The organism is Marinobacter sp. UBA2688, from assembly GCF_002352785.1.
GTDB classification, from domain to species: Bacteria; Pseudomonadota; Gammaproteobacteria; order Pseudomonadales; family Oleiphilaceae; genus Marinobacter; species Marinobacter salarius.
In genome coordinates this window covers 299490-322929 of sequence record NZ_DELU01000024.1, presented here as the reverse complement: position 1 = coordinate 322929, position 23440 = coordinate 299490, and the positions used below count along the sequence as shown (strand labels likewise).

General features: G+C 58.6%; 22 protein-coding genes. 8 read left to right on the top strand and 14 right to left on the bottom strand.

The window, feature by feature from the left end; genetic code table 11:
* Positions 1-19: 19 nt before the first annotated feature.
* Complete coding sequence (locus B3M52_RS14645) at positions 20-415, bottom strand: glutaredoxin family protein (RefSeq protein WP_036210756.1); 396 nt, start codon at positions 413-415, stop codon at positions 20-22.
* A complete protein-coding gene (locus B3M52_RS14640; protein WP_007154975.1) occupies positions 412-1038 on the bottom strand; it encodes an HPP family protein in 627 nt (208 codons plus the stop codon). The genes B3M52_RS14645 and B3M52_RS14640 overlap by 4 nt, the downstream gene beginning before the upstream one ends.
* Positions 1039-1284: 246 nt before the next feature.
* Between B3M52_RS14640 and ilvD the strand changes: the two genes are divergently transcribed.
* Positions 1285-2961, top strand: coding sequence for a dihydroxy-acid dehydratase (ilvD, locus tag B3M52_RS14635; protein ID WP_041332496.1), 1677 nt, complete (start codon positions 1285-1287; stop codon positions 2959-2961).
* 5 nt (positions 2962-2966) lie between these two features.
* On the opposite strand, the gene B3M52_RS14630 is transcribed toward ilvD, so the two are convergent.
* Positions 2967-4601 carry an EAL domain-containing protein gene (locus B3M52_RS14630; RefSeq protein ID WP_075194191.1) on the bottom strand — a complete coding sequence of 545 codons (1635 nt, stop codon included), beginning with the start codon at positions 4599-4601 and terminating at the stop codon, positions 2967-2969.
* Between the two features lie 255 nt (positions 4602-4856).
* Here B3M52_RS14630 and pbpG point away from each other — a divergent pair, with 255 nt between their 5' ends.
* Positions 4857-5771 (top strand): D-alanyl-D-alanine endopeptidase, encoded by a 915-nt coding sequence (gene pbpG, locus B3M52_RS14625; protein WP_126811353.1) that lies wholly within the window; start codon positions 4857-4859, stop codon positions 5769-5771.
* Positions 5772-5797: 26 nt separating this feature from the next.
* Positions 5798-6277, top strand: coding sequence for an asparaginase domain-containing protein (locus B3M52_RS14620; RefSeq protein WP_036210766.1), 480 nt, complete (start codon positions 5798-5800; stop codon positions 6275-6277).
* On the opposite strand, the gene B3M52_RS14615 is transcribed toward B3M52_RS14620, so the two are convergent.
* The 3 genes from B3M52_RS14615 to B3M52_RS14605 all read right to left on the bottom strand — a co-directional run bounded on the left by B3M52_RS14615 (position 6278) and on the right by B3M52_RS14605 (position 9295).
* The gene (locus B3M52_RS14615) at positions 6278-6970 is read right to left on the bottom strand and encodes a pseudouridine synthase (protein WP_075194192.1); all 693 of its coding nucleotides are present in this window, start codon (positions 6968-6970) and stop codon (positions 6278-6280) included.
* Between the two features lie 2 nt (positions 6971-6972).
* A complete protein-coding gene (locus B3M52_RS14610; protein WP_075194193.1) occupies positions 6973-8004 on the bottom strand; it encodes a metal-dependent hydrolase in 1032 nt (343 codons plus the stop codon).
* 88 nt (positions 8005-8092) lie between these two features.
* Positions 8093-9295 carry a lytic murein transglycosylase gene (locus B3M52_RS14605; RefSeq protein WP_227664841.1) on the bottom strand — a complete coding sequence of 401 codons (1203 nt, stop codon included), beginning with the start codon at positions 9293-9295 and terminating at the stop codon, positions 8093-8095.
* Positions 9296-9582: 287 nt separating this feature from the next.
* On the opposite strand from B3M52_RS14605, the gene B3M52_RS14600 reads away from it, so the two are divergent.
* The gene (locus B3M52_RS14600; protein ID WP_075194194.1) at positions 9583-10440 is read left to right on the top strand and encodes a response regulator; all 858 of its coding nucleotides are present in this window, start codon (positions 9583-9585) and stop codon (positions 10438-10440) included.
* A gap of 18 nt (positions 10441-10458) precedes the next feature.
* On the opposite strand, the gene phoR is transcribed toward B3M52_RS14600, so the two are convergent.
* From phoR to B3M52_RS14575, 5 genes are all read right to left on the bottom strand, one after another.
* Positions 10459-11775 (bottom strand): phosphate regulon sensor histidine kinase PhoR, encoded by a 1317-nt coding sequence (gene phoR, locus B3M52_RS14595; protein WP_036210779.1) that lies wholly within the window; start codon positions 11773-11775, stop codon positions 10459-10461.
* A 58-nt stretch (positions 11776-11833) separates the two neighbouring features.
* Complete coding sequence (phoB, locus tag B3M52_RS14590) at positions 11834-12526, bottom strand: phosphate regulon transcriptional regulator PhoB (RefSeq protein WP_007154985.1); 693 nt, start codon at positions 12524-12526, stop codon at positions 11834-11836.
* A 101-nt stretch (positions 12527-12627) separates the two neighbouring features.
* A complete protein-coding gene (gene ubiA, locus B3M52_RS14585) occupies positions 12628-13515 on the bottom strand; it encodes a 4-hydroxybenzoate octaprenyltransferase (RefSeq protein WP_075194195.1) in 888 nt (295 codons plus the stop codon).
* Between the two features lie 84 nt (positions 13516-13599).
* A complete protein-coding gene (locus B3M52_RS14580) occupies positions 13600-14139 on the bottom strand; it encodes a chorismate--pyruvate lyase family protein (RefSeq protein WP_036210785.1) in 540 nt (179 codons plus the stop codon).
* 16 nt (positions 14140-14155) lie between these two features.
* Positions 14156-14713, bottom strand: coding sequence for a hypoxanthine-guanine phosphoribosyltransferase (locus B3M52_RS14575; protein WP_036210787.1), 558 nt, complete (start codon positions 14711-14713; stop codon positions 14156-14158).
* Positions 14714-14977: 264 nt separating this feature from the next.
* On the opposite strand from B3M52_RS14575, the gene B3M52_RS14570 reads away from it, so the two are divergent.
* The 3 genes from B3M52_RS14570 to tesB all read left to right on the top strand — a co-directional run bounded on the left by B3M52_RS14570 (position 14978) and on the right by tesB (position 17274).
* Entirely contained in the window at positions 14978-15145 is a 168-nt protein-coding gene (locus tag B3M52_RS14570; RefSeq protein ID WP_007154989.1) for a rubredoxin, read from the top strand.
* A gap of 36 nt (positions 15146-15181) precedes the next feature.
* A complete protein-coding gene (locus B3M52_RS14565) occupies positions 15182-16336 on the top strand; it encodes an NAD(P)/FAD-dependent oxidoreductase (protein WP_075194196.1) in 1155 nt (384 codons plus the stop codon).
* Between the two features lie 80 nt (positions 16337-16416).
* On the top strand, positions 16417-17274 hold the full coding sequence (gene tesB, locus B3M52_RS14560; RefSeq protein WP_075194197.1) for an acyl-CoA thioesterase II: 858 nt from the start codon (positions 16417-16419) through the stop codon (positions 17272-17274).
* 14 nt (positions 17275-17288) lie between these two features.
* On the opposite strand, the gene B3M52_RS14555 is transcribed toward tesB, so the two are convergent.
* From B3M52_RS14555 to B3M52_RS14545, 3 genes are all read right to left on the bottom strand, one after another.
* A complete protein-coding gene (locus B3M52_RS14555) occupies positions 17289-19853 on the bottom strand; it encodes an EAL domain-containing protein (protein WP_075194198.1) in 2565 nt (854 codons plus the stop codon).
* Between the two features lie 102 nt (positions 19854-19955).
* Positions 19956-20402 carry a flavodoxin gene (locus B3M52_RS14550; protein WP_075194199.1) on the bottom strand — a complete coding sequence of 149 codons (447 nt, stop codon included), beginning with the start codon at positions 20400-20402 and terminating at the stop codon, positions 19956-19958.
* Positions 20403-20488: 86 nt separating this feature from the next.
* Positions 20489-21595 carry a GGDEF domain-containing protein gene (locus B3M52_RS14545; RefSeq protein ID WP_075194200.1) on the bottom strand — a complete coding sequence of 369 codons (1107 nt, stop codon included), beginning with the start codon at positions 21593-21595 and terminating at the stop codon, positions 20489-20491.
* A 229-nt stretch (positions 21596-21824) separates the two neighbouring features.
* On the opposite strand from B3M52_RS14545, the gene B3M52_RS14540 reads away from it, so the two are divergent.
* Positions 21825-23384 carry an inorganic phosphate transporter gene (locus tag B3M52_RS14540; protein ID WP_075194201.1) on the top strand — a complete coding sequence of 520 codons (1560 nt, stop codon included), beginning with the start codon at positions 21825-21827 and terminating at the stop codon, positions 23382-23384.
* Positions 23385-23440: the final 56 nt, after the last annotated feature.

Sequence of the window (23440 nt, the reverse complement as noted above, 5' to 3'; positions counted from 1 at the left end):
AAACCCGCTGCCGAATGATTCAGGCGGCGGGTTCGAACTGCCGTTGCAACCACAGTTTGATGTCGTCGGATTCGTACAGCCACTGATCCTTGCCGTCATCCTGCCGAATTCGCAGGCAGGGCACCTTGACGTGACCGCCGCCGGCTTCCAGCTCTGAGCGGCGTTCGCCGTCATGCTGTGCGTCACGGGTTTCGATGTTGAGGCCCAGGCGCGCAATTTCCTTACGGACCTTGATGCAGAACGGGCAAGCCGTAAACTGGTAAAGCGCGAGGTCTTCGCAGGCACTGTCCACCTTTGCCTGTGCGTCAGGCGTGCGCGTGATGCCCTTGGGTGTGCTCAACTTCTCGCTGATCAGCATGAAGGGGGTCAGGATCAGCCGAAGGGTACGGAAAAAATAGCGGATGATGATTCTCATGGACTCGATACTGCTCCAGTCGATGGGGTGGATTTCGTTGCAGACCAAACCGGATAGGGAATGCCCGACAGCCTGTTCATGCAATAAGCGTGTGCCAGAAGCAGGCAAACGCCAGCCATCAGGACGGGCAGTTGTGCCGGATCAGGCATCAGGCCGAGTGATACGATAAGCGCAGTGGCTCCGGCCGGCGGATGCACGACACGGAATAGTACCATCAGGCAGCCGGTCAGGCCGAGGGATAAAGCCGAAGCGCCGACCCTTGGCAGATCGACTCCGTGTAAAAATGCGGAGGCCTGGTCCTGTAGACCAAAAATATGAAGACTGAACAGCCCCATCAACGCACCGATGAGGTGGCCGCAAAAGGTATTGCGCGGAGAGGCCGGTTCCGCGAGCGGAACGTGGAACAGTATAAACGCCGTGGCGCCCAGCGACGGGAATATGAAGGCTTCCTGAGTAACCAGTGCGATAAAGGAAACAAGCGCGATACTCAGTGTGCCGTTGATCAGGCTAAACCCCGCCATTACAGTTCGGCGGCTGTATCGGTTCGTCAGCTGTTCAAGATGAAACACCTTTAGCAGACCACTGGCTAACTGCCAGCGCAGTCGTTCGTTTCTGCGTCCCATTGCTCTCTCGTTAACCTGAATTATTTGCACCAAAAAGGTGCGTGATAGTAAGCCCTGACCCTGCACAAGGCAAATCGCTATTTCCGATAACCGTGAGCGACTGGCAAAGGTTCACTGATGCTTCTGAGCAGAAGGGCGTAAGGTATTGCCTGGGGCGTTGTATTGCTGTCGCCGGGCGTTTCTGACAGTCTTTTGTTAATGACAGAAACAAGGCCGGGCTAACCGGACATTCAGGAGAGCACAGTAATGACAGAAGACAAACGCCGCCGTTATTCCGCGCCCGTGGTCGACGGCCTGGGCAAGTCGGCAAGCCGCGCCATGTTGCGGGCCGTGGGGTTTACCGATGAAGATTTTCGCAAACCCCAGATCGGTATTGCCTCGACCTGGAGCAACCTGACGCCCTGCAATATGCACATCAACCAACTGGCGGAGGAATCCGCTGCTGGTGCCGACGAGGCCGGGGGCAAGAGCCTGACGTTCAACACCATCACGGTATCGGACGGCATCGCCAACGGCACCGAGGGTATGAAGTACTCTCTGGTGTCGCGGGAAGTCATTGCCGACTCCATTGAAACCGTGGCTGGTTGTGAAGGTTTTGATGGCCTGGTTGCCATCGGCGGCTGCGACAAGAACATGCCCGGCTGCATGATGGGTCTGGCGCGGCTGAACCGGCCGTCGGTATTTGTCTATGGCGGCACCATCATGCCCGGCGAGAATCACACCGACATCATCTCTGTGTTCGAGGCGGTGGGTGCCCATGCCCGAGGTGATCTGGACCTGATTGAGGTCAAACAGATCGAGGAAACCGCGATTCCGGGCCCAGGCTCCTGCGGCGGGATGTACACCGCCAACACCATGGCCTCGGCGATCGAAGCCATGGGCATGAGCCTGCCGGGCAGTTCTGCCCAGAACGCTATTTCCGAGACCAAGGCGGCAGACTGCAGGGCGGCGGGCGCGGCGGTGCTCAACCTGCTGGAGAAAGACCTGAAGCCATCGGACATCATGACCCGTGAGGCGTTCGAGAATGCCATCACCGTGGTGATTGCCCTGGGTGGCTCCACCAACGCGGTGCTGCACCTTATTGCCATGGCCAGTACCGTTGGCGTTGACTTGTCGCTGGATGACTTCGTGGAAATCGGCAAGCGGGTTCCTGTGCTGGCGGACCTGCGCCCCAGCGGTCACTACATGATGTCAGAACTGGTGGCCATTGGTGGTATCCAGCCATTGATGAAGATGTTGCTCGACCGTGGCATGCTCCATGGCGACTGCATGACGGTCACCGGCCAGACACTGGCGGACAACCTGAAAGACGTGGCTCCGTACCCGGCAAGCCAGGACATCATTCATGCCTTTGATGACCCCATCAAGGCGGATAGTCATCTGCGTATCCTTTACGGCAACCTGGCGCCCACTGGTGCGGTGGCCAAGATCACCGGCAAGGAGGGCACTCATTTCACTGGTCGTGCACGGGTGTTCCAGTCTGAGGAAGAGGCCCAGGAGCGGATCATGGACGGCACTGTTGTGGCCGGGGATGTGTTGGTGATCCGGTTTGAGGGGCCCAAAGGCGGCCCGGGCATGCGGGAAATGCTGACGCCTACCTCGGCCATCATGGGCAAGGGCCTGGGCAGCGATGTGGCGTTGATTACCGATGGGCGTTTTTCCGGTGGCAGCCACGGTTTCGTGGTTGGTCATATTACACCGGAAGCCGCCGAAGGGGGCCCGATTGCGCTGGTGGAAAATGGTGACACCATCACCATTGATGCGGTGGCTAACCGTATTGAGCTGGATGTTTCGGAGCAGGAAATGGAACGCCGCCGACAGGCATGGACGGCACCGGCTCCCAGGTTTACCCGCGGGGTGCTGGCCAAGTACGCGCGTACCGTAAGCTCCGCCTCGGAAGGCGCAGTGACGGACAAGCCCTGAGTGCGTCAGGGGCAGGCCGGTTCAGGCTTGCCCCAAAAAAAGCCCTGCCCGTAGAGGTCCGGGAATTGCTGTAACCAGCGCACCACGGCCTCATCTTCAACACCTTCAACCACCACATCCAGGTCCAGTGCTTCACCCAGCTCCAGGGTCGCACGGAAGATTCGCTGGCGCGTAGGGTGGTCGAGAATGTCTTTCAGGAAACTGCGATCTATCTTGAGCTCATCCAGTTCAAAGCTCGCCAGTGTGCCCAGTGATGAATGGCCGGTCCCGAAATCGTCCATGGCAATTCGGAACCCTTTTCGGTTCAGGGTGTGAATCATACGGCGGGAAGCCTCTGGATCGGTCATCATCGCGGTTTCCGTAATCTCCAGTATCAGGTCTTTCGCCTGAATGTTGTGACGGGTGATGATGTTGGTTACCTTCTCCTCGAAGCCAGCATGAGTCAGGTCCGTGGCGGAAATGTTGACGGCGATGGCCAGCTCGTCGCCGTAGCGGGCTGTCAGGTGGGGGTATTCGCTGCAGGCCCGTTCAATGACCCAAAGCGTCACAGGATAGATCACCCCCACCTGTTCGGCCTGGGGAATCCACTGGTCTGGTGGTACATACCCGAACTCCGGGTGATGCCAGCGTATCAGGGCTTCCACCGAACGAACTTTGGCGTCTCGAATGCGCACTTTGGGCTGGTATTCCAGCCACATACTGTTGCGGGCGAGTCCGTTTTCCACCTCCAGCATTAACCGTTGTTGCTGGTCTTGCCGCTCGGTTAGGGCCGGGTCGTACCCAGGGAGTCCCCGGCTGTCGTTCGCTGATGCGGCCCCCGCGGAAGAGAGCAGGCTGGCGGCTCCGGTTGTCAGGATGACCGAGCCTGCGGCAGCGCCAAGGAAGAACGCGGACTCCGCAAAGCTGGTGCTCGGCGCCCAACCCGTTGTATGTAAAAAAGAGATCACGGCCCCGACCAGTATGGCGAGGAAGGCAAGCCCATAATAGCGTGCAAGGACGTGCTGACGAATCTGGCTCAGAACCACCAGCAGGATAAACGCGCCACCAGCGAGGGCCAGGCCGAGGAAAGACGCTTCGCCAACACCCGGAATGTTCACCGGCGTCGCCAGTAGATGCAGGAAAGCCAGCAGACTGATGACGTGAATGATTCGCCGGGAACGACGGCCCAGCGGCAGGAAGTGCGGCGTGAATTCACACAGTGCGATCAGGCACAGCGGCAGACTGATGTGCAGCAATGCGTTGTACTGCGGCTGGTCGGGCCAGATAAACCAAAGGCCAAACTGTTCCAGAACCAATTGGCAGTGCAGGACACCGGCCATGAACACACTGAGCCACGCGAGGCCGGGCCGCTGTAGCATAAACACAACTGCCAGGTTGAACAGCAGTGCAAACGCCAGAATCCCGCCGATAAATACTTGCCGTACCAACGCCATCAGGTCCTGAGGCAAACCCGTTTCCAGGCTCGATAACCAGTGGACGCTGCCCAGTGCCTGGGGAGTCAGCAACGCAAGCAGCCATCCGTAGGCAATGGCAAAGATCAACACGATCAGGGGTAGCCAGCGGTAGAAGCCATTGCTCGCATCAAAGGGCAGGGGCGTACTGGCGATTTTCTGCGTCGTTTCGGGTCCGGTTGAATCCATTCGCTTGGTTGTCCTGCTCGTTTCCCGGAGGGCTTGTTACACTATGGTTACCTTGTGAAATATTGTGTAACAATATGATTTCAATGTAATTTTACGCGATTTTATACGGTTTTGCATTTGATGTTTTAAACGCCTGAATGAATTCTGTGTCCGATCCCGTTAATACTTTTACCCTGGCCTACCCGGAGCCAGCCGCCAATTTGGCTGGTATAGTGAAAGGCTGACACCGTAATGACACATAACAAGGTTTGACCAATGATCCGAACGGCCATTGTCCTGGCGCTGACAGTCCTGTGTTTGCTCAACGTTTCCCGGGCGATGGCGATCGAGAGGTCCGAGTTGCAATTGGCATCCGTTAACGCAGCTGTGGCCTATGCCGACGATGAGGGGCTGGTTTACGGCAAGAATGCGGATCGACGGGTGCCCATCGCGTCCATCACCAAATTGATGACTGCGCTGGTGGTGATGGAGTCCGGCGAGCCCCTGACCGAATGGCTGGACTTCCGGGAGCGCCATATTCCCGCTCCGGCGAATGCCTATACCCGTATTCGTGTGAGCTCCGAGCTCAGACGCTCTGACGTACTGCGTATTGCACTGATGTCGTCAGAGAATTTTGCGGCCCATACCCTGGCAAGACACCATCCCGGTGGGTATGACGCCTTTATCGAAGCGATGAATGCCAAGGCCGTTGAGTTGGGAATGCTGAAAACAACCTTCGTGGATCCCACTGGGTTGTCGGTTGACAATCGTTCCACCGCGGCGGATCTGGTTCGCCTGGTCAGGGCGGCCAGCCAATACCCACAGATACGGGAGTATTCCACCACCCGCTATTTCACCGCCCAGTTCCGCCAACCCAGATATCGACTGGCGTTCGGGAATACCAATGTCCTGGTTCATCGTGACAGTTGGGGCGTGGGGATCAGTAAAACGGGCTATCTGTCCGAAGCTGGCCGTTGCCTCGTTATGCTGTTTGAACTGGATGGCAAGCCGTTGGTAACGGTGCTGCTTGATTCTCTGGGCACCCGTTCACCGATGGGGGATGCGGGCCGGATCAAACGATGGCTGACCACCGGCGCCGGTGGCAGTGTTGCTGCGGCCGCGCGTGCGTATGAGCGGAAAAAGAACGCAGCTTATGCCGCTTCGGATGGTGCATCCGTGAGCGTGAACTGACCTCTGGCGAATCGGGAACGCAGCGTATGATTGAGATATTCACCACCGGTGGCACCATCGACAAGGTGTATTTCGATGCCAACAGCGAGTTTGAGATTGGCGATAGTCTGATTGCGGAGCTGTTGGCGGAGTCCAACATCCATGACGGCTATACCCTGCACGGGTTACTGCGCAAGGACAGTCTGGAAATCACGGACGGCGACCGGGAGGTCATCAGAACCGCCGTCAGTCAGTGTAACGCCGAGCGCATACTGATCACCCACGGTACCGATACCATGCCGGAAACCGCCAGAGAGCTGCTGTCGGTGAAAGGGAAAACCATTGTGTTGTTTGGCGCCATGCAGCCGGCACGTATGCGCCGGAGTGACGCGGTTTTCAATATCGGCTATGCATGGGCGGCGGTCCAGCTATTGCCTCACGGGGTTTATATCGCCATGAACGGCGAGGTGTTCGAGGCAGGTTCCGTGCGCAAAAACCTGAAGGCCCAGCGCTTCGAACGCACCTGATCAGCCCAGGCTGTTCACTTCCTCCGTGGTTAGTTCCCGGTATTCTCCCGGCGCCAGTGAGTTGTCGAGTACGAGGGGGCCGACACGCCATCGGTGCAATCCCGTCACATGGTTACCCACCGCCGCCAGCATTCGTTTGACCTGGTGGTAACGCCCTTCCGACAACGTCAGGTCAATTTCCCCGGCATTGAGTAAATGGACATCGGCAGGTCTGGTTGGCCGCGACTCACCGTGCAGTAATACACCCTGTTGCAGTTGCGTGATGGCGAGGTCATCAATGGGTTCGGCGAGCGTCACCCGGTAGGTCTTGGGGCATTTCACCCGGGGCGATGTGATGCGGTGTGACCATTGGCCATCGGTGGTCAGCAGCAGGAGCCCGGTGGTGTCGGCGTCCAGCCGCCCGGCGATGTGGAGCCCGTGGCGGACATCTGCGGGCAGCAGGTCCAGCGCCGTGGGCTGCTGACTGTCGGTGGTGGCACTGATGACCCCGGCAGGCTTGTGCAGCATCAGGTACCGCTCTCCTGGCAGTGACAGCGGCTGGTCATCGAGGGAAACCCGGGTGTCTGCGGCCACCGGAGAAGCGGATTTGCGACAGATCTGCCCGTCCACCCGGATTCGGCCTGAACTGATGGTTTTTTTCGCATCGCGGCGCGACAGCGTGGTCGCGTTGGCAATGAAATAATCCAGGCGCATGCTCAGGTACACCCTTCTCCTGGCGGCGGCAGCGTTAGGCTGGCAAGGCACAGTACCTCCGCAGAACCCGTCATTCGCGACCAGAGCACGCCGAGGAGTTCCCCGCCAATCGCCGGACGCTCCAGCTGTGAACTGGGCTCTGGCTCAAGACTGTCGCCATGGTACTTGGCGAGTATGAAGGTGAAGGGATGCGCCCCGGGGATACCCAGGCGGATATCGGTGGCCGTGAGCTGGTCGCCGTCCATGTCGTAGTGCAGGAAACCACGCGTAAACCAGTCCAGTCGCTGGCCTTCTGGTAATGACGTGGCGGCCTTTGCCAGGCGGGGTTCGCGGGGAAAGTGTTCCACCGTAACGGGGCCGTCGCCATCCAGGAATCCGGTCACGATTTCCACCCGTTTTTCCTCACCCACAACGGTCACTCGCCACAGCACGGTATTGAAAGGCATCGGCTGAACCAGCCGTGGGGCCTCTTCCAGGCCTTCCTTGGCCAGCGTGGGGCCAACCCGTTCCTGGATGATTTGTTGCGCCGTTGCGCTCCACCCGAGATAAAGCGTTGAAAGGAGCAGGCCGGCCATGATGGCGCTGGTTTGTGGCCCGCGGATGAGGAACGCCGTGATGCCGATCAGTAACGGCAGGGTATAAAGCGGGTCGATGATGAAAATGCTGCTGATGGCCACAGGTGGCCCTATAGGCCAGAACAACTGGGTTCCGTAGGTGGTAAAGGCATCGAGCAGAGGGTGCGTCATAAGCACAAGCGCGGTGAGCGCAAACCAACGCCCGTAGCCGAGATGGGGGCGCCACTGATGGAGTGCAAAAGCCAGCAATACGGACAGCGGCAGCAGGACAAACAGCGAGTGGCTGAATCCGCGGTGCTGGGTAAAGTTGGCGACCGCCGTGCCGTAATCAATGATGACGTCCAGATCGGGAAGGGTGCCGAGAACGGCACCGACCAGCAGGGCTGAACGGCCAAGGGTTTTTCCGGCAACGGCACCGGCCAGCGAGGCGCCCAGTGCCGCCTGGGTAATCGAATCCATCGGGATAACACCTTGTCATTTAAGTCCGGCAGGTATTATGCGCGGAATCGGTTGTCGGATCACGCCCCAGATGGTCGGCAGATGGCTGTCAGGTATCACTCCCGGACGTTTCAGACGTCAGGTCTACCCCCAAGGCATTGAGAACCGTGTCGCCGGGATAGCCGTCGGCAACGAGGCCATTTTCTGACTGGTAGCCGCGAATAGCCGACCGCGTGTTGGGGCCAAGGATGCCGTCCGGTTTCCCGGTATCAAATCCCTGCTCGTTCAACGCTTTTTGCAGGGTAAGGATGTTGTTCCGTGACAACGCTGGCATATCCTCCGGTGGCGGGTTCTGCAGTTTACCGGCACCGGCGATGCGGTCCGCCAGATGTCCAACCGCGATAGCGTAGAATTCAGAGCGGTTCCAGCCCATGATCACATTAAAATTCTTGTAGGCCAGGAATGCAGGCCCCCGGTGCCCGGCCGGGACCACCAGCGCGGCTTCGATGGGCTCGTTCGCCAGTTTATTGCCGAAGGCGTCGGTTACGCCCAGGGTGCGCCATTTTTCCAGGGGTAGTCGGCGGCCGTCCGCCATGCTGTAATCGAACCCCTGGGGCAGAAGAACCTCCCGCCCCCAGCGGTAGTCGCCATCCCAGCCGAGATCCTGTAGAAAGTGGCCAGCTGACATCATCGCGTCCGGCAAGCTGTTCCACAGGTCGCGCTTGCCATCGCCGTCGCCATCCACCGCATGGCGCAGGAAGACGGTTGGCATGAACTGCACATGCCCCATGGCGCCTGCCCAGGAGCCCTCCATCTGCTCGGCGGGTATCGCGCCCTCGTCAATGATTCTCAGGGCTGCAATCAACTGTTCGGTAAAGAATTGGCTGCGCCGTTCGTCGCACGCCAGGGTGGCGAGGGAGCTGGGCACCGACATCTTGCCAAAGTAGGAACCGAAGTTGGTTTCCAGGCCCCAGAACGCCACGAGATAGGGGGCGGGCACGCCGGTTTTCCGGGTGACGCGTTCAAGCAGTGCTTCGTGTTGGTCCAGCAACTCCCGCCCGCGGCTTACCCGGTCGGAGTTGACCCTGCGGTTAAGGTAGTCCGCAAAGGTGGTGGTGAATTCGGGCTGGCGGCGGTCGAGCTCTATCACTCGCTCCAGGTATTCTGCGCCTGCCAGCACTTCGCCCGCCGTTTGTGATGACACACCCGCCTCGATGGCCTGGCTTTCCAGGTGTTCGATGCACTGGGGGAAACGGTTTTCCAGGTCGGCGTCAGCGGCCGCGGACACGGACGCACTGCTCAGGACGAACAATCCGCTGAGTGAAAGGTGTCGAATCGTCCGTTGGCTCTTTGATGTCCCTGTGAATATGCTCGGCACGCTAAACCTCGGTCTGGAGTGGATGTTTCTGGCTCATGGTAGCCTGTTTTTGTGGCCCTGAAACACTGTTGTTACCGGATTCCGGTGACAATTCTTTAACCTGGTGTTCCACACCGCATCGGATGTGTCGTCTTTTTGTAGTCCTGCTATTCCCCACCATCGGCTTGTTCTATAGTTTGCAGAACGATACGACAACTTTCTGAAAGACAAAAGGTCCGAAAATGGCAACGCTGAAGGCGCTGGTGGTGGATGACGCCAGCTTTGTGAGGGATCTGGTCAAGCGAACGGTGCGTCAGCGTTTTCCAGTGATTGACACCACGGATGCCCAGAACGGCCGCCGGGCGCAATCACTGATGTCGCGCACAACGTTTGATCTCATCCTCTGTGACTGGGAAATGCCGGAGATGTCGGGTCTGGAGCTGTTGCAGTGGATGCGCCAACAGCCACAGTATGAAAAAACGCCCTTCATCATGATCACCAGCCGTGGTGACAAGGATCATGTGGTTGAAGCCGTCAAGGGGGGAGTCTCTGAGTATCTGGGGAAACCCTTCAGCCCTGAGGGCCTGAGCAATAAGATCATCAAGGTGATGGGGCGCCGCCTCAAGGACGCCATGGATCGCGGCGGGAAGTCCATGGCCGGGCCGGCGGAAGCGTTTCGCGAATCCGCCAGCCTGCTGACCCAGAAGCGGGAAGCTGCTTCTCCGGCACCAGTCCGTGCCAGCAAGTCGTCCACGTCCTCTGCCTCCGGGTCGACAGCCAGGCCGCCAATGAGCGTGGCGTCGGTGCGTTTTTCAGACAGCACTCTGCGCTCAGTCGTCAAGGACATCACCCTCACGGAAGTGCGGGTGATCGCCAAGCGGGACCAGCAGTTTCCGGGCATCCTTGATCAGGCTGTGGTGGATATCGAAGTGTCCGAAGGGCAGGTAGCGCGGCTTAATGGTTACGTCCACCAGTTGCAGGCGGTGGACAAACGCCAGGACACGGATTTTGTGGGCGTGACCATCCGATTTGTGGACGAAGACCCGAAAAAGCTGGAAGACCTGTCCCGTTTTATCGCCCGTTTCCGCAGCGGCGGTTAGCCACGAAAGCTATCCCAATCAGGACGCGGTCTCAGGAAGCCTTTCCGCCAATCGTTCCCGGGGGAAGTGGCAGATGAATTCGCTGCCGTCGCCAATCCGGCTTCGAATTTCCAGGTTACCGTCATGGTTGAGCAATACATGCTTGACGATCGCCAGCCCCAGGCCGGTGCCACCGGTCTCCTTGTGTCGGCTGGGGTCGGCGCGATAGAACCGCTCGGTAAGCCGTGGGATATGAACCGGGTCTATACCGATACCGGTATCTTTCACTGACAGATGCCCGCCGTCGCGGTCTGTTTTCCAGATGATGGTGATGAGTCCACCGGCAGGTGTGTACTTCACGGCGTTGAAAATCAGGTTGGAGAAGGCGCTGCGCAGTTGGCTTTCGTCGCCCCTCAGCAGATGGCGATCGCCAATGCTGACGTTGAATTCGTGGCCCTGTTCGCCGCTGAGGGCCTTGGCGTCGTGGCAGATCTGCTGGATCATCGCCTGTAAATCCGTGACCGCATCGTTGATGGTTTGCTCGCCGGTTTCAATTCTGGACAGCAATATCAGGTCGGTAATCAACGCTTCCATGCGCGAGGACTGCTGCGCCATGGTGTTGATGGCGCGCCGCCATTTGGGCGGCAGGTCGTCGGCGTTGTCCACCAGGGTTTCCAGGTAGCCGCTGATCACCGTCAGGGGTGTTCTCATCTCATGGGAGACGTTGCCAACGAAATCCCGTCGCATCTGTTCAAGCTGGTACAGGCGGGTTACGTCCTTGGCCACAATCAGGCGGTCGTCGTCGCCAAACAGGCTGATCTGGATTTGCAGGTGAATGTGCGGTTTTGCGGGTGAGTTCAGTTCCAATGGTTCCCGGTAGTCGCGGGAGTCGAAGTAGGCCTTGAACGCGGGGTTGCGGATCAGGTTGTGAATAAACTGCCCGCGGTCCGAACTGCGACGAAAGCCCAGAAGATGCTCCGCTGAGCCGTTCCACCACTCCATGGCGCCCCGCGAGTCGGTCATGATCACACCATCCCGCATGGCGTTGGTGGACTCCTGGACCCGGTTGATTTGGGCGCGAAGTTTGTCCTGGGTGCGTAGGTGGTTCTGGTGAAGCCTGTGTAGGCCGTCGAAGATGTCGCCCCAGAGACCAACACTCTGAGGGGCTTCGTCACTGCCGCTGGGATTGCCGAGCCAATGGTACAGACGTTTGGCCTGGGCCAGAGTCCACCACAGGTAAGCCAGCAGCCCTGCCGTCAGCCCGTAGAGGGGCTCGCCAAAGAAAAGCCCGACGGCCGTGCAGGCTATCAGGAGCGTGATAATCCATCGCAGGTACTTTGACCAGTTGTGTTGCATTACAGCTGCCCCTGAATCAGTTCCGGGCCCTTTTCGGGGTAAAGGGCGCCGGTTGTGGTTATGCTGCTCTGGTTGAGAACCGGTAGCCGGTGCCACGCACTGTCTGGATCAGGTGATCATATTGGTCGCCAAGGGCTTTGCGCAAACGGCGTATGTGAACGTCGACGGTTCGCTCTTCAACATAGACGTTCCCACCCCACACCTGATCAAGCAGCTGGGAGCGAGTATAAACCCGTTCCTGGTGTGTCATGAAGAACTGCAGTAACCGATATTCCGTGGGGCCGATGTTCAGTGCGCCGGTTTCCGTGGTGACCCGGTGGCCGACCGGGTCCAGGGTCAGGCCATCCACTTCGATCGGAGTTTCCACGCCGGGCGGCGTGGTGCGGCGCAATACGGCTTTCAGCCTGGCCACCAGCTCCCTCGGCGAGAAGGGCTTGGTGATGTAGTCATCCGCACCCACTTCCAGGCCCTGGATCTTATTGTCTTCCTCGACCTTGGCCGTCAGCATGATGATGGGGATTTCAGCCGTTGCCTCTTCTTTTTTCAGGCGCCTGGCCAGTTCCACGCCGCTGGTGCCTGGCAGCATCCAGTCAAGGAGTATCAAGTCGGGCTGTTTGTCAACGATCAGGGCATGCGCTTCGCGGGCATCCGCTGCCTCAAGGTAGTCGTAGTCGGCCATTTCGAGGGCCACAGCGATCATTTCGCGGATGGGTGCCTCGTCATCGACGATCAGGACAGTTTTTCCAGTCATGAGCATTAACCTGTGTCATACCGAGTATTGTTGCTGCCTCATTACAACCGGGTAGTGTTACAAGTATATGACAGTAGCAGGCTGTGACTGGATTTGTTCGACTAACTGATGATCCGGTCAATCAACAGACCGGTGAAAACTGCAAAGCCCGCCCAGTTATTGTTGAGAAAGGCCTTGAAGCATCCGTCGCGTTCGCGGAAGCGGGCCAAGTGCTGCTGGAAGACAAACAGGCACGCCATGGCGACGAGCCCGAGGTAATAGAAAACGCCGAGCTCGGCCTGCTGTCCCACGAGGATGAGAATCAGCACCACCAGGGCCTGCAGGATTGCGATAACCGCCCGGTCGGCGTCTCCGAACAGAATGGCCGTGGATTTGATGCCAATCCGGATGTCGTCATCACGATCCACCATGGCGTACAGGGTGTCGTAGGCAACGGTCCAGAGCACGTTGGCGGTAAACAGCAGCCAGGCCAGTTTTGTGACCTCACCGGCCTCGGCGGCCCAGGCCATGGGAATGGCCCAGGAAAAGGCGGCCCCAAGAAACAGTTGCGGCAGATGGGTGTAACGCTTCATGAACGGGTAGATGAACGCCAGTACTGCACCCCCGAACGACAGATAGAGAGTCAGCGTGTTGGTGAACAGCACCACCATCAGGAAGGCTGTCACGCAGAGGCCCGCGAACAGGGCGACAGCTTCCCAGGCTTCAATGCGACCGGAGGTCAGTGGGCGGTCTTTGGTGCGTTTGACGTGTCGATCCACCTTGCGGTCGGCAAAATCGTTGATGGCGCAACCGGCAGCTCGCATCATGAATACGCCGAGGGTAAAGACGATAAAGTTGCCAACGCTGGGGAAGCCGTCTGCGGCCAGCCAAAGTGCCCAGTAGGTTGGCCATAGGAGGAGCAGGCTGCCGATGGGGCGATCGACTCGCAGCAGTCGGGCGTATTCTGCAAGGCGGGCCTGGATGTGATCTGGCACGGCATTGGGCAGCATAGGTCTGGTCCGTCCGGGATGATGTTGCTGAGGCTGAGCGGGGATTATAGCCAGCGGTGAGGTTCGGTTAAAAGAGCCGCTGCGTCAGGGGCAGAGCGTGGGCAGGAAATACTCGCCGACCAAGAGGCTATGATGACCGCTGAAAAAACGGGAGCGGCGGGCCGCCATGGGTTGATGGCGGTTAGCCCGATGGCAAAGACCGGTCTCGAACGGCCCCCGTTGCCACTGTGGGTTGCTGAACAGATAGGCGCCGAGAGGGCGGCGCCCCAGGTTGCGCAGGCGGCGTCCACGCCCTGAGAGGGTTGCCAATGGAATGATCGTACGGGCGAGCACCCAGGGGGTGTTGTCGCCGTTCAGGCAAACCTCGCGGATCCACGCATTCTGGCGCACCGGAATACCCAGGGTATGGGCCTCCTCCACAGTGGGGCGGGCAAAACCTTCCTGGAGGATATCCACGTGAAAGTGCTCGCGGCATCGGAGTTGAAGCGCCCGGGTCAGTGAGCCCTCCAGCGTCAGCCAGTGGCTGAGCGGCCCGTGGATGGCCGGGTTCTTCAGCGCAGCTGCTGAAAAAGAGCGGTACCAGTCCGTAGCGGGGGTGGAGATGGCGTTTTCACCCTCAAACATGCTGGGTGCGTACCGGTCAAAGTCCCTTGACGGCATAAATTCCCGGGGCGTTGCGCCAGTAACCTTTGTAATCCATGCCGTAGCCAAACAGGAAACGGTCCTCAACTTCCAGGCCGGTAAAGTCTGCCTTCAGGTTTGGCTTTGCCTTGCGATCGTGTTGTTTGTCGACCAATACGGCCGTCAGAACCTCGCTGGCGCCATGGGCGAGGCAGTAATCTGCAATGGCGCAGAGTGTCGTACCCTCGTCAAGGATGTCGTCAACGATCAGTACCGTGCGGCCATTCATATTGGCTTCCGGCTGCAGTTTCCACTCCAGGATGCCACCGGTGGTTTCCTGGCGGTAGCGAGTGGCGTGAAGGTACTCCGCCTGCACGGGAAACGTCAGCCTTGGCAGTAGGTGGCCGGTGAGGATAAGGCCGCCATTCATCACACAGAACAACAGCGGGTTGGTGTCCTTGAGGCGCCCGGTGATCTCTTCTGCAAGAGACTGGATGGCAGCCTGTACCTGCTGTTCGCTCACCAGGCAGTCGGCTTCGGCCATTACCTGATTCAGTTCGGCGACGGTGTCGGTCATAGCACTGGGGTCCTATCGTAAAACGGCCGATTATACCGGAGGTGGCACGCTGAAGGGAGGGGCGTTTCCCGGTTCGCCTGATGGAAATTCTGGCGATTGGCAGAAAACCCGTTGAATAGCCGTCGGCGACGGCATTGGTCAATGCCGCAGCGGTGGGTATGATGGTTTCCCAGTGTGAATGGTGCCAACTCGGTGCATGAAAGACTTGCGCGCATAATTGTCTGACAATTATCATCGCGCCCCAATGAGTTTCGGAGGAATGACATGAAGAAGTGGCAGTGCGTTGTCTGTGGATTTATTTACGATGAGGCGGAAGGCTGGCCGGAAGACGGTATTGAGCCCGGAACCGCCTGGGAAGACGTACCGGAAGATTGGGAGTGCCCGGACTGCGGCGTGGGTAAGGAAGACTTCGAGATGATTGAAATCGGCTGACACGCCGGTACCGCTGAACAGGTTTGGAGAGCAGTAATGAGCGCAGACGCCCCTATCGTGATTGTGGGTACCGGAATGTCAGGCTATTCGCTGGCTAAGGAAATCCGTAAGCAGGACAAGGACACACCAATCGTCATGGTAACGGCGGACGATGGCTATAGTTACTCCAAGCCCATGCTTTCCACTGGCTTTACCAAGGGCAAAGAGGCCGATGAACTGGCGCAGGCGTCGGCGGAGGCAATGGTGGAGCAACTGAACCTTCAGCTGCGTACTTACACCACCGTGACCGGCATTGATCCGGATGCCCACGAACTTGTGCTGGGGGACGAACGGCTAGGGTACAGCAAACTGGTGTTGGCCTGGGGTGCCGATGTGATTCGCCTGTCCATTGCCGGTGACGGCCATGAGCGTGTCTTTTCCATCAACGACCTGATGGACTACCGTGCTTTTCGCAAAGCTCTGAAGGGCAAGAAGCGGGTGGCCATCATGGGTGCGGGCCTGATCGGTTGTGAGTTTGCCAACGACCTTCGCAACGGCGATGTCGACGTGGATGTGATTGCTCCTTCTGATGCCCTGATGCCGGGACTTTTACCACCGGCCGCTGCGGCAGCGGTGCGCGATGGACTGGAAGGGTTGGGCGTCCGTTTTCATCTGGAAACGGTGGTGGAGCATATTGCCAATAGCGGGGATGGTGTTCGCCTGACCCTGGCCAATGGTGAGGAACTGGAGTCCGACCTGGTTATTTCCGCGGTCGGGCTGCGTCCACGCACGGAGCTGGCTGCAGCAGCGGGCCTGGAGACCCAGCGTGGCATTGTGGTCAACCGCGCCCTGGAGACATCGGTGCCCGACGTCTACGCACTGGGTGACTGCGCTGAAGTCGACGGTCACGTGCTGCTGTATGTGCTGCCGCTGATGGCGTGCGCCCGTGCGTTGGCAAAGACGCTGGTGAGTGAACGCACGGAAGTGAAGTACGGCACCATGCCGGTCATGGTAAAGACCCCCTGTTGCCCAACGGCGGTGTGTCCGCCCCCGGCGAATGCGTCGGGCAGCTGGGAAGTGGATGCGGACGGTCAGGACGTCCGTGCCCTGTTCAAGAGTGAGTCTGGCGAGGTTCTGGGCTTTGCGGTAACCGGTGGTTATGCGATGGAAAAGCAGGCCCTGTCGAAGGAAGTGCCTCCGATTCATGATTGATGGGCGATATCAGGATTGCGAAAATCCCCGGCTTGCGGTAGAAACTCATTCGTGAGCTAACGATATTGACAGGAGCTGGCATGCTTGAAGTAACCAGAAAACTGGTGGATCTGCTGGATCTTTCCCCCATCGGTGACGACCATTTCCAGGGGGACAGTGAAGATCTCGGCTTTCCCAATGTGTTTGGCGGCCAGGTTCTGGGGCAGGCGCTGATGGCCGCCAGCCGCACGGTGGAAGGTCGCCTGCCACACTCGCTCCATGCCTACTTCCTGCGCCCCGGCAATCACAGCATGCCCATTGACTACGAGGTTCAGCGGGTTCGGGACGGGGGCAGCTTTTCTGTCCGGCGTGTGATCGCGCGCCAGGGTGGCAAGGAGATCCTGACCGGCTCCATGTCGTTTCAGGTGGCCGAGGAAGGCTTCGAGCACCAGCTCGACATGCCCTCGGCGCCTGATCCGGAAAGCCTGAAATCCGAGCAGGAGTACGGCGAACTGCTGGCGCCTCATGTTCCTGAACATCTCCGTGATACTCTGACCCGGGATCGCCCCATCGAAATCCGGCCTGTAGACCCGGTCAACCCATTGAAGCCGGAACCGCGTCCGCCATACCGGCAGAGCTGGTTGCGTACCCAGGGGCACCTGCCGGATGACCCGGTGTTGCACCGTTGCCTGCTGACTTACGCATCAGACTTTTCTTTCCTGGGGACGTCACTGAACCCCCATGGCGTGTCGTTTATGAACAGGAAGATGCAGGTCGCAAGCCTGGATCATTCCATCTGGTTTCATCGTGAGTTCCGTATGGACGAGTGGTTGCTCTACGACAAGGACAGCCCCAGCGCTTCTGGCGGCCGCGGCTTTAATCGCGGCAACTTTTTCGACCGCCAGGGCCGGCTGGTGGCATCAACCACCCAGGAAGCCCTCATCCGTGAGCGGGGATAGGTCAGCGGAGATAGTTAGCCAAGCTTGCGGTTTCTTTCATGATGCTTGTAGTCGCCCAGCCAAACGATGATGTCGTCGAACGGCAGTGGTGGCGTCAGAATATAGCCCTGGATCATGTCGCAGCCCATCCTTTCCAACAGTTCCATCGTCTCTGCGCTTTCCACGCCCTCGGCCACAACGGCGTAACCCAGGCTGTGGCACATTTCGATCGTGGTCTGAACGATGACGCGGTCACCAGCCTGGGAAGCCAGGTCTGTAATCAGTGAGCGGTCGATCTTGATCTCGCTGGCGGGCAATCGCTTGATATACGACAGCGAAGAGTAGCCGGAGCCAAAGTCGTCAATGGACAGCGGGATACCTGTGGTGTGAAGGGAGTCGAGAGCGCGCAGTGAGTTGACCGGATCCTGCATCATTGAGGTCTCGGTGACTTCCAGGATGATGGTTCCGCGATGCGTGTGATGACTGCCCATCAGGCGCTGGACGTACAGCGGGAAGTCCGGTTCCCGCAGATTGTTGGGGGAGATGTTCACCGAGATATTGAGCGGGTAGCCGTTCTCCAGCAATTGCCCTCTCAGTGCCAGTGACTGTTCCAGTACCCAGCGTGTCAATGGTTTGATCAGTCCGGTCTGCTCGGCCAGGGCAATCAGCTCGTCGGCGGGTATGGGCTTTTTCCGGCCGGGCCAGCGAATCAGCGCTTCAAGGCCGACCACCTCCCTGGTTCTCAGTGACAGCTTTGGCTGCAGGTATAGGGAGAGTTCACCGTGTTGAAGGGCCTGTTGCAGTTCGGACACCAGGGTAAGGCGGTCCGCGCTGTAGGAGTCCCGCGACGGCTGATAATAGGCCAGCCCACGGTCTCGGGCGTCGTCCGAGCCCTGCGCAATAAAGGCGCGCCGGATCAGGGTATTGGTGTCGGTGGCGTGATCCGGGTAGATCGCCGAGCCAGTGTGGGGGGCCAGCGGCAATTGCATGCCCAGATAGTCCAGCGGTGCACGGATTTCCTCAAGGGCACGAACAATGGCACGGGGTGTTTCCGAAATAACATCTGCTTCCACGATAAACCCGAAGGTGGCCGACTCCAGTGAGGCCAGGTAGAAACTCTTCCGATCATTGGTCTCGACCGCACAGATGCCGGGCAGTTCGCTGACGATGCTGTTGAAACGCCGGGCGGCGAGCTCGAGCAGCCGGTCGGTGTTGCGATGCCCCAGGGTTTTGGTGATGGCTGGAAGGTTGCTTAGGTGGATCACCGCAATGGAGAGGCGCTTTTCCGGCTCTCGGTTGATCAGTTCGTTGATGGTCATTTCCAGGCAGGCGCGATTGGGCAACCCCGTTAGCGGGTTGTGGAGGGCCTGTTCGATCAGTCGCAGCTCTGCCGAGCGCCGTGCCGCCATGGCGGTGATCTCTGCTTCGCGGGCGCGAACCTTGTCTTCGCGTTCCTGGTAGAGCCGGGCGGCCAGGGCGATGGTCAGCAGGACGGCTTCGAGCGCGGAGCCGATTTCGATGCCGTAGGCCGTCACGAAGCTGTTGGGCACGAAGCCGTATTTATTGGCTGCGGTGATGGCGCTGCCCAGGGTGAGCAGGCCCCAGGCTATGGTGTAGTAGCCGGCTTGGGGGTTGCCCCGAATCCATTGTATCGGCCCCATAACGGTCAACAGCAGGCAGCTGGGGATTGCCAGGGCAACCGTGAGCCGGCTGGCAACGCTGTAGTCGGTAACGAACGTTGCCACCGCCACCACGACGTTCACCAACACCATATACCACACCAGCTTGTCCATGCGCGGGCTGGTGACGCGCAGGTTGAGGAAGGCACGTGAGAACAACAGGGTGAATATTAATGCCACCGGCACGGTGAGAACCATGGTCTGGTTGTGCAGCCAGGGCGACTCTGGCCAGAGCAATTGGTAGGTGCTGCCATTCAGGCTGCCAATAAACATCAGATAGCTGAGGGTGGAGAGCACGTACAGCAGGTACATGCGCTCTCTCAGTGCCAGGAAGATAAACAGATTGAAAAAGATCACCATGATCAGGATGCCGTAATAGATCGCGTGCATCTGGTCTTCGATGGACGTGGCTTCGAAGTAGGTTCGAGGGTCCCACAGTCTGATGGGGATCTGCATGGCGCCCTGAGTCCGAACACGCAAAAACACCTGGTAATCGCTTAGCGGATCGGTTTCGAAGGAAAACAGAAAGTTGCGGTGTTGAATCTGGCGCTGCGCAAAGGGAAGGTGGTCGCCCGTTGAGATGCGTTGCCTGACGACGCCATTCTCTATCAGGTAGAAGGTGATATCGTCGAGCTGGGGGTAGCGTATCTCCAGTAGCTTACGGTCACTGGGTATGGCGGATACAGGAACGCGGAGCCACACGGTGTCGCGAATGTAGCCGAAGTTGGGGCTTTCGCCTTCCAGTGACTGCCATCGGTCGGAAGCAAGGGCTTCCCTGAGATCCATCTGTTCCGAAGGTGCCACCCGAATATAGTCCATATCCGGTTCTGCAAAGCCGGGCGAAGCCGCGTTTGCCTGGGTTCCGAAAGCCATCATGATCAATGCGCCCGCCAGGGCGAAAAACTGAGCAATATGGCGCACGTAGTACCGATCTTGTTGTGATTGTCTGGCTCAGTATGGCGTTATCTGCCGGGGGGCTCAAGGCTGATAATGCCGGTTTTCGAACGTCACTTGTGTCAGGTGTTACAGCTGTTCAAGCCACTCCCGTACCCAGGGAACGGCTTCCATCTCCGGCTCGGTGGTTTCCAGGGCATCAATCCTCAAGGTATCCCCCACTTTCCGGGCTGAAGTTTCGTATAAAGCCTCTTCCATCAGCTCACCGGCACCACAAAAGGTGTCACCGTAGGAGCTGTCGCCAAGCACAATTACGCCAAACGGACGCGCGGGTTGTTGGGGCAGTTGCTCGCGCAGCCGCAAATAAAACGGTAGCAGGTTGGGGGGTAGCTCTCCCTGGCCGGTGGTTGATGTACACACCAAAAGCGGTTCGTCGTTCCCGGTGATGTCCTCCAGGTCGGGCTCCTCAAGGATCGTGATCCGATGCCCTTCCGGTTCCAGGGTTTTCTTCAAGGTACGTGCTGTCAGCAGGGCGCCACCATAAACGCTGCCGACCAGAATCCGGATTGAAGCCATGAATGGTCCTGTTGATTCGTAACGACAACCGTCCTTTGACGGCTGTCTGCGTTGGGGCCCGATCATAGCCGGTGATGCGGTAACGCTCAAGATCCGGCTCCGGAAGGGCTGGTTTCCCTGGGGGAGGTTCGTACTCTGGGAGCAACGCGATTGCGCCCGTCTTCCTTGGCGCTGTATAGGTGGACGTCAGCCTGTTTCAGTAATTCATCCACTGAGCCGGTCTTGGCAATGGAGCAGATGCCGGCGCTGATGGTGACGGGCATGCGCTGGCCGGTAAAGGAGAACTCGGCACTGGCGACCTCGGAGCGTAGCCGTTCTGCGAGAGTGAGAGCCTGTAGCAGTGACGTGTCCGGCAACAGGATCAGGAACTCCTCTCCGCCCCAGCGTGCGGCCACATCCGTTTGGCGGATAACGGTTTGCATCAATTCCGAGAAGGCCCGCAGTACGTGGTCACCGGCGTCGTGTCCGTAGTCGTCGTTGATACGCTTGAAGAGATCCAGGTCGATGAGAACGATGGAGAAATGGTGGCCGGAACGCCGGTACCTTGAATACTCCTCGTTCAGCCGATGCTGCATGTCCCTGCGGTTGGACAGGCCCGTCAGTTCGTCAGTACGGGCTGCATGTTGGTGGGTGCGGGCCATATCCATCAACTCATTGCGTGCCTTCAGGCGACTGGCTTCCAGCACGAAACAGAAGATGGATTCGAACGTCAGCGTGGCGAAAAAACGGATCTTGAAGTCTGTGCTGTATTCGGCGGTCACCAACGGTAGTTCAGGGAACTGGAAAACCACAACCGCCAGCAGGCAGCAGAATAACAATACCGCTGTGCCGGTTTTCAGATCGGTCAGGTAAAACAGCAGCGGCGGGAACACGTAGAACCAGAGTGGGCCGGTGTTGCTCTCGCCACCGGTGATGATCAGGTATCCGAACAGCAGGCCGACAATGGAGATCATGCCAGCCTTCTGATGGCGGCGGTTGCGGGAACGGGCAAAGGACAGCATGTTCATTGCCACCAGTCCCGCAAAGAACCAGAGCGAGAAGGCGTGGTGAGTGTGGGTTGCAAACCACGCCTTGGCGCCAATGCCCAGCAGGAAGAGGATGGCCATGGCTGACAGACCGGTCAGCAGGCGGGAGACGCGTTCCTCCTCGCCTTCGTCGGCTACTTGTTGGCTGGTATCGGGGAGTCTGGTCATGACACTTTTTGTTGTTGTCGATTTGTTGTTGGTGCTTTGTCCAGACTGCGTGAGCCGGGATAGTGAATCAGATTAGTCGAAGCGGGAAATCTGTACAGCGACTTTGGTCAAGCAATTACCATTATGACCGTTATGTTTCAATTTCATGGCAAAAAATTTATAGTTGCCGCCGTAAGTACTGTGAAACTGTAGCTTCCCGTATCCTCCCTGTTGCGAGACCTGACGTATTATGGCCGGCAAAAACGGATTCCTCGATACTCTCCTGACCAGCCCATCGACCGAGCGTTATCGCGTTGGCTTCAGCTTCCTGTTCCTGCTCTGCATATTTATAGCCGTGGGACAGATCAGCGACGGCATGCCCAACAACATGCTGCTGATGGCAGCTGCGGTCATCGGTGGCTACATGGCCATCAATATCGGCGCGAATGACGTCGCCAACAACGTCGGCCCGGCGGTGGGGTCCGGGGCGCTGTCGCTGGGTGGCGCGGTTCTGATCGCCGCCGTGTTTGAGGCCGGCGGTGCCATCATCGCCGGTGGTGACGTGGTTTCGACCATTAAAGGGGGCATTATTGCCGCTGAAAGGCTCGATGATGTCAGCGCCTTCGTGTGGCTGATGACAGCCGCACTTCTTGCCGGCGCCCTGTGGCTGAACCTGGCCACCTGGATGGGTGCACCGGTGTCCACTACCCACTCCATTGTCGGGGGCGTTCTTGGGGCCGGAATTGCCGCCGGCGGCTGGGGCATTGCCGACTGGGCCGTCATGGCCAAAATTGTCGCCAGTTGGGTGATTTCCCCCGTAATGGGTGGCGTGCTGGCGGCGCTGTTCCTGTATGCCATCAAGAAGACCGTGCTGTATCGCAAGAACGTGGTGCCGGCGGCAAGAATCTTCGTGCCCTGGCTGGTGGCGATCATGGCCTGGGCCTTTGGCACCTATTTGATGGTGAAGGGGGTCAAGAAGGTCGTTGAAGTAGACTTCCTGGGGGCCTCTCTGGTTGGTCTGGGGCTCGCCGCAGTCATTTTCTTCCTGATGCGGGTTCTGGTCGGCCGCCGTGCCGCAACCATGGAAAACAGCTCTGCCGGAGTGAATACCCTGTTTACCTGGCCGCTTATATTTGCCGCGGCATTACTCAGTTTCGCCCATGGGGCGAACGATGTGGCCAATGCCATCGGCCCGCTGGCGGCCATTAACGATGCACTGTCGGCTGGTGCAGTGGTCACCGCAGCGTCCATTCCTTTGTGGGTAATGCTGGTTGGTGCCCTTGGTCTGGCCGTTGGTCTGATGCTGTTCGGCCCACGCCTGATCAAGACCGTGGGGACTGAGATCACTGAACTGGATAAAACCCGGGCGTTCTGTATCGCCCTGTCGGCGGCGCTTACCGTCATCATCGCCTCCCAGTTGGGGCTCCCGGTCAGTTCCACCCACATTGCCATCGGTGGTGTGTTTGGTGTTGGTTTCCTGAGGGAGTATCTGAAGTCAAACTACGCCACCCAGCTCCACAACATCATGGACAGCCATGAGGAAGAGGAGCGTGAGCGTCTGCGCCCGTTCCTGGAAGATTTCCGTAACGCCTCGGTTGAGCAGATGGAAAACCTGCTCCAACAGGCCAAGAAAAAGAAACAGGTACCGCTCTCCAAGAAGGAGCGCAAACGCCTTAAAAAGATCTACCGCGAGGAGATGGTCAAGCGTTCGCACCTGACTCGTATCGTTGCTGCCTGGATCATTACGGTGCCCGCGTCGGCCTGCATGGCGGCCGTTCTGTTCTTCACCCTGCGCGGGCTGATGCTGTAAGGGATTGTCGCGCTGGTTGTCAGGTGCCTGTTTGGCCCATACTATTCTTCAATACG

Bases quoted from the DNA above. Each gene is read 5' to 3' on its own strand.
- B3M52_RS14645 (WP_036210756.1), bottom strand. From the start codon at position 415: ATGAGAATCATCATCCGCTATTTTTTCCGTACCCTTCGGCTGATCCTG.
- B3M52_RS14640 (WP_007154975.1), bottom strand. From the start codon at position 1,038: ATGGGACGCAGAAACGAACGACTGCGCTGGCAGTTAGCCAGTGGTCTG.
- ilvD (WP_041332496.1), top strand. From the start codon at position 1,285: ATGACAGAAGACAAACGCCGCCGTTATTCCGCGCCCGTGGTCGACGGC.
- B3M52_RS14630 (WP_075194191.1), bottom strand. From the start codon at position 4,601: ATGGATTCAACCGGACCCGAAACGACGCAGAAAATCGCCAGTACGCCC.
- pbpG (WP_126811353.1), top strand. From the start codon at position 4,857: ATGATCCGAACGGCCATTGTCCTGGCGCTGACAGTCCTGTGTTTGCTC.
- B3M52_RS14620 (WP_036210766.1), top strand. From the start codon at position 5,798: ATGATTGAGATATTCACCACCGGTGGCACCATCGACAAGGTGTATTTC.
- B3M52_RS14615 (WP_075194192.1), bottom strand. From the start codon at position 6,970: ATGCGCCTGGATTATTTCATTGCCAACGCGACCACGCTGTCGCGCCGC.
- B3M52_RS14610 (WP_075194193.1), bottom strand. From the start codon at position 8,004: ATGGATTCGATTACCCAGGCGGCACTGGGCGCCTCGCTGGCCGGTGCC.
- B3M52_RS14600 (WP_075194194.1), top strand. From the start codon at position 9,583: ATGGCAACGCTGAAGGCGCTGGTGGTGGATGACGCCAGCTTTGTGAGG.
- phoR (WP_036210779.1), bottom strand. From the start codon at position 11,775: ATGCAACACAACTGGTCAAAGTACCTGCGATGGATTATCACGCTCCTG.
- phoB (WP_007154985.1), bottom strand. From the start codon at position 12,526: ATGACTGGAAAAACTGTCCTGATCGTCGATGACGAGGCACCCATCCGC.
- ubiA (WP_075194195.1), bottom strand. From the start codon at position 13,515: ATGCTGCCCAATGCCGTGCCAGATCACATCCAGGCCCGCCTTGCAGAA.
- B3M52_RS14580 (WP_036210785.1), bottom strand. From the start codon at position 14,139: ATGTTTGAGGGTGAAAACGCCATCTCCACCCCCGCTACGGACTGGTAC.
- B3M52_RS14575 (WP_036210787.1), bottom strand. From the start codon at position 14,713: ATGACCGACACCGTCGCCGAACTGAATCAGGTAATGGCCGAAGCCGAC.
- B3M52_RS14570 (WP_007154989.1), top strand. From the start codon at position 14,978: ATGAAGAAGTGGCAGTGCGTTGTCTGTGGATTTATTTACGATGAGGCG.
- B3M52_RS14565 (WP_075194196.1), top strand. From the start codon at position 15,182: ATGAGCGCAGACGCCCCTATCGTGATTGTGGGTACCGGAATGTCAGGC.
- tesB (WP_075194197.1), top strand. From the start codon at position 16,417: ATGCTTGAAGTAACCAGAAAACTGGTGGATCTGCTGGATCTTTCCCCC.
- B3M52_RS14550 (WP_075194199.1), bottom strand. From the start codon at position 20,402: ATGGCTTCAATCCGGATTCTGGTCGGCAGCGTTTATGGTGGCGCCCTG.
- B3M52_RS14545 (WP_075194200.1), bottom strand. From the start codon at position 21,595: ATGACCAGACTCCCCGATACCAGCCAACAAGTAGCCGACGAAGGCGAG.
- B3M52_RS14540 (WP_075194201.1), top strand. From the start codon at position 21,825: ATGGCCGGCAAAAACGGATTCCTCGATACTCTCCTGACCAGCCCATCG.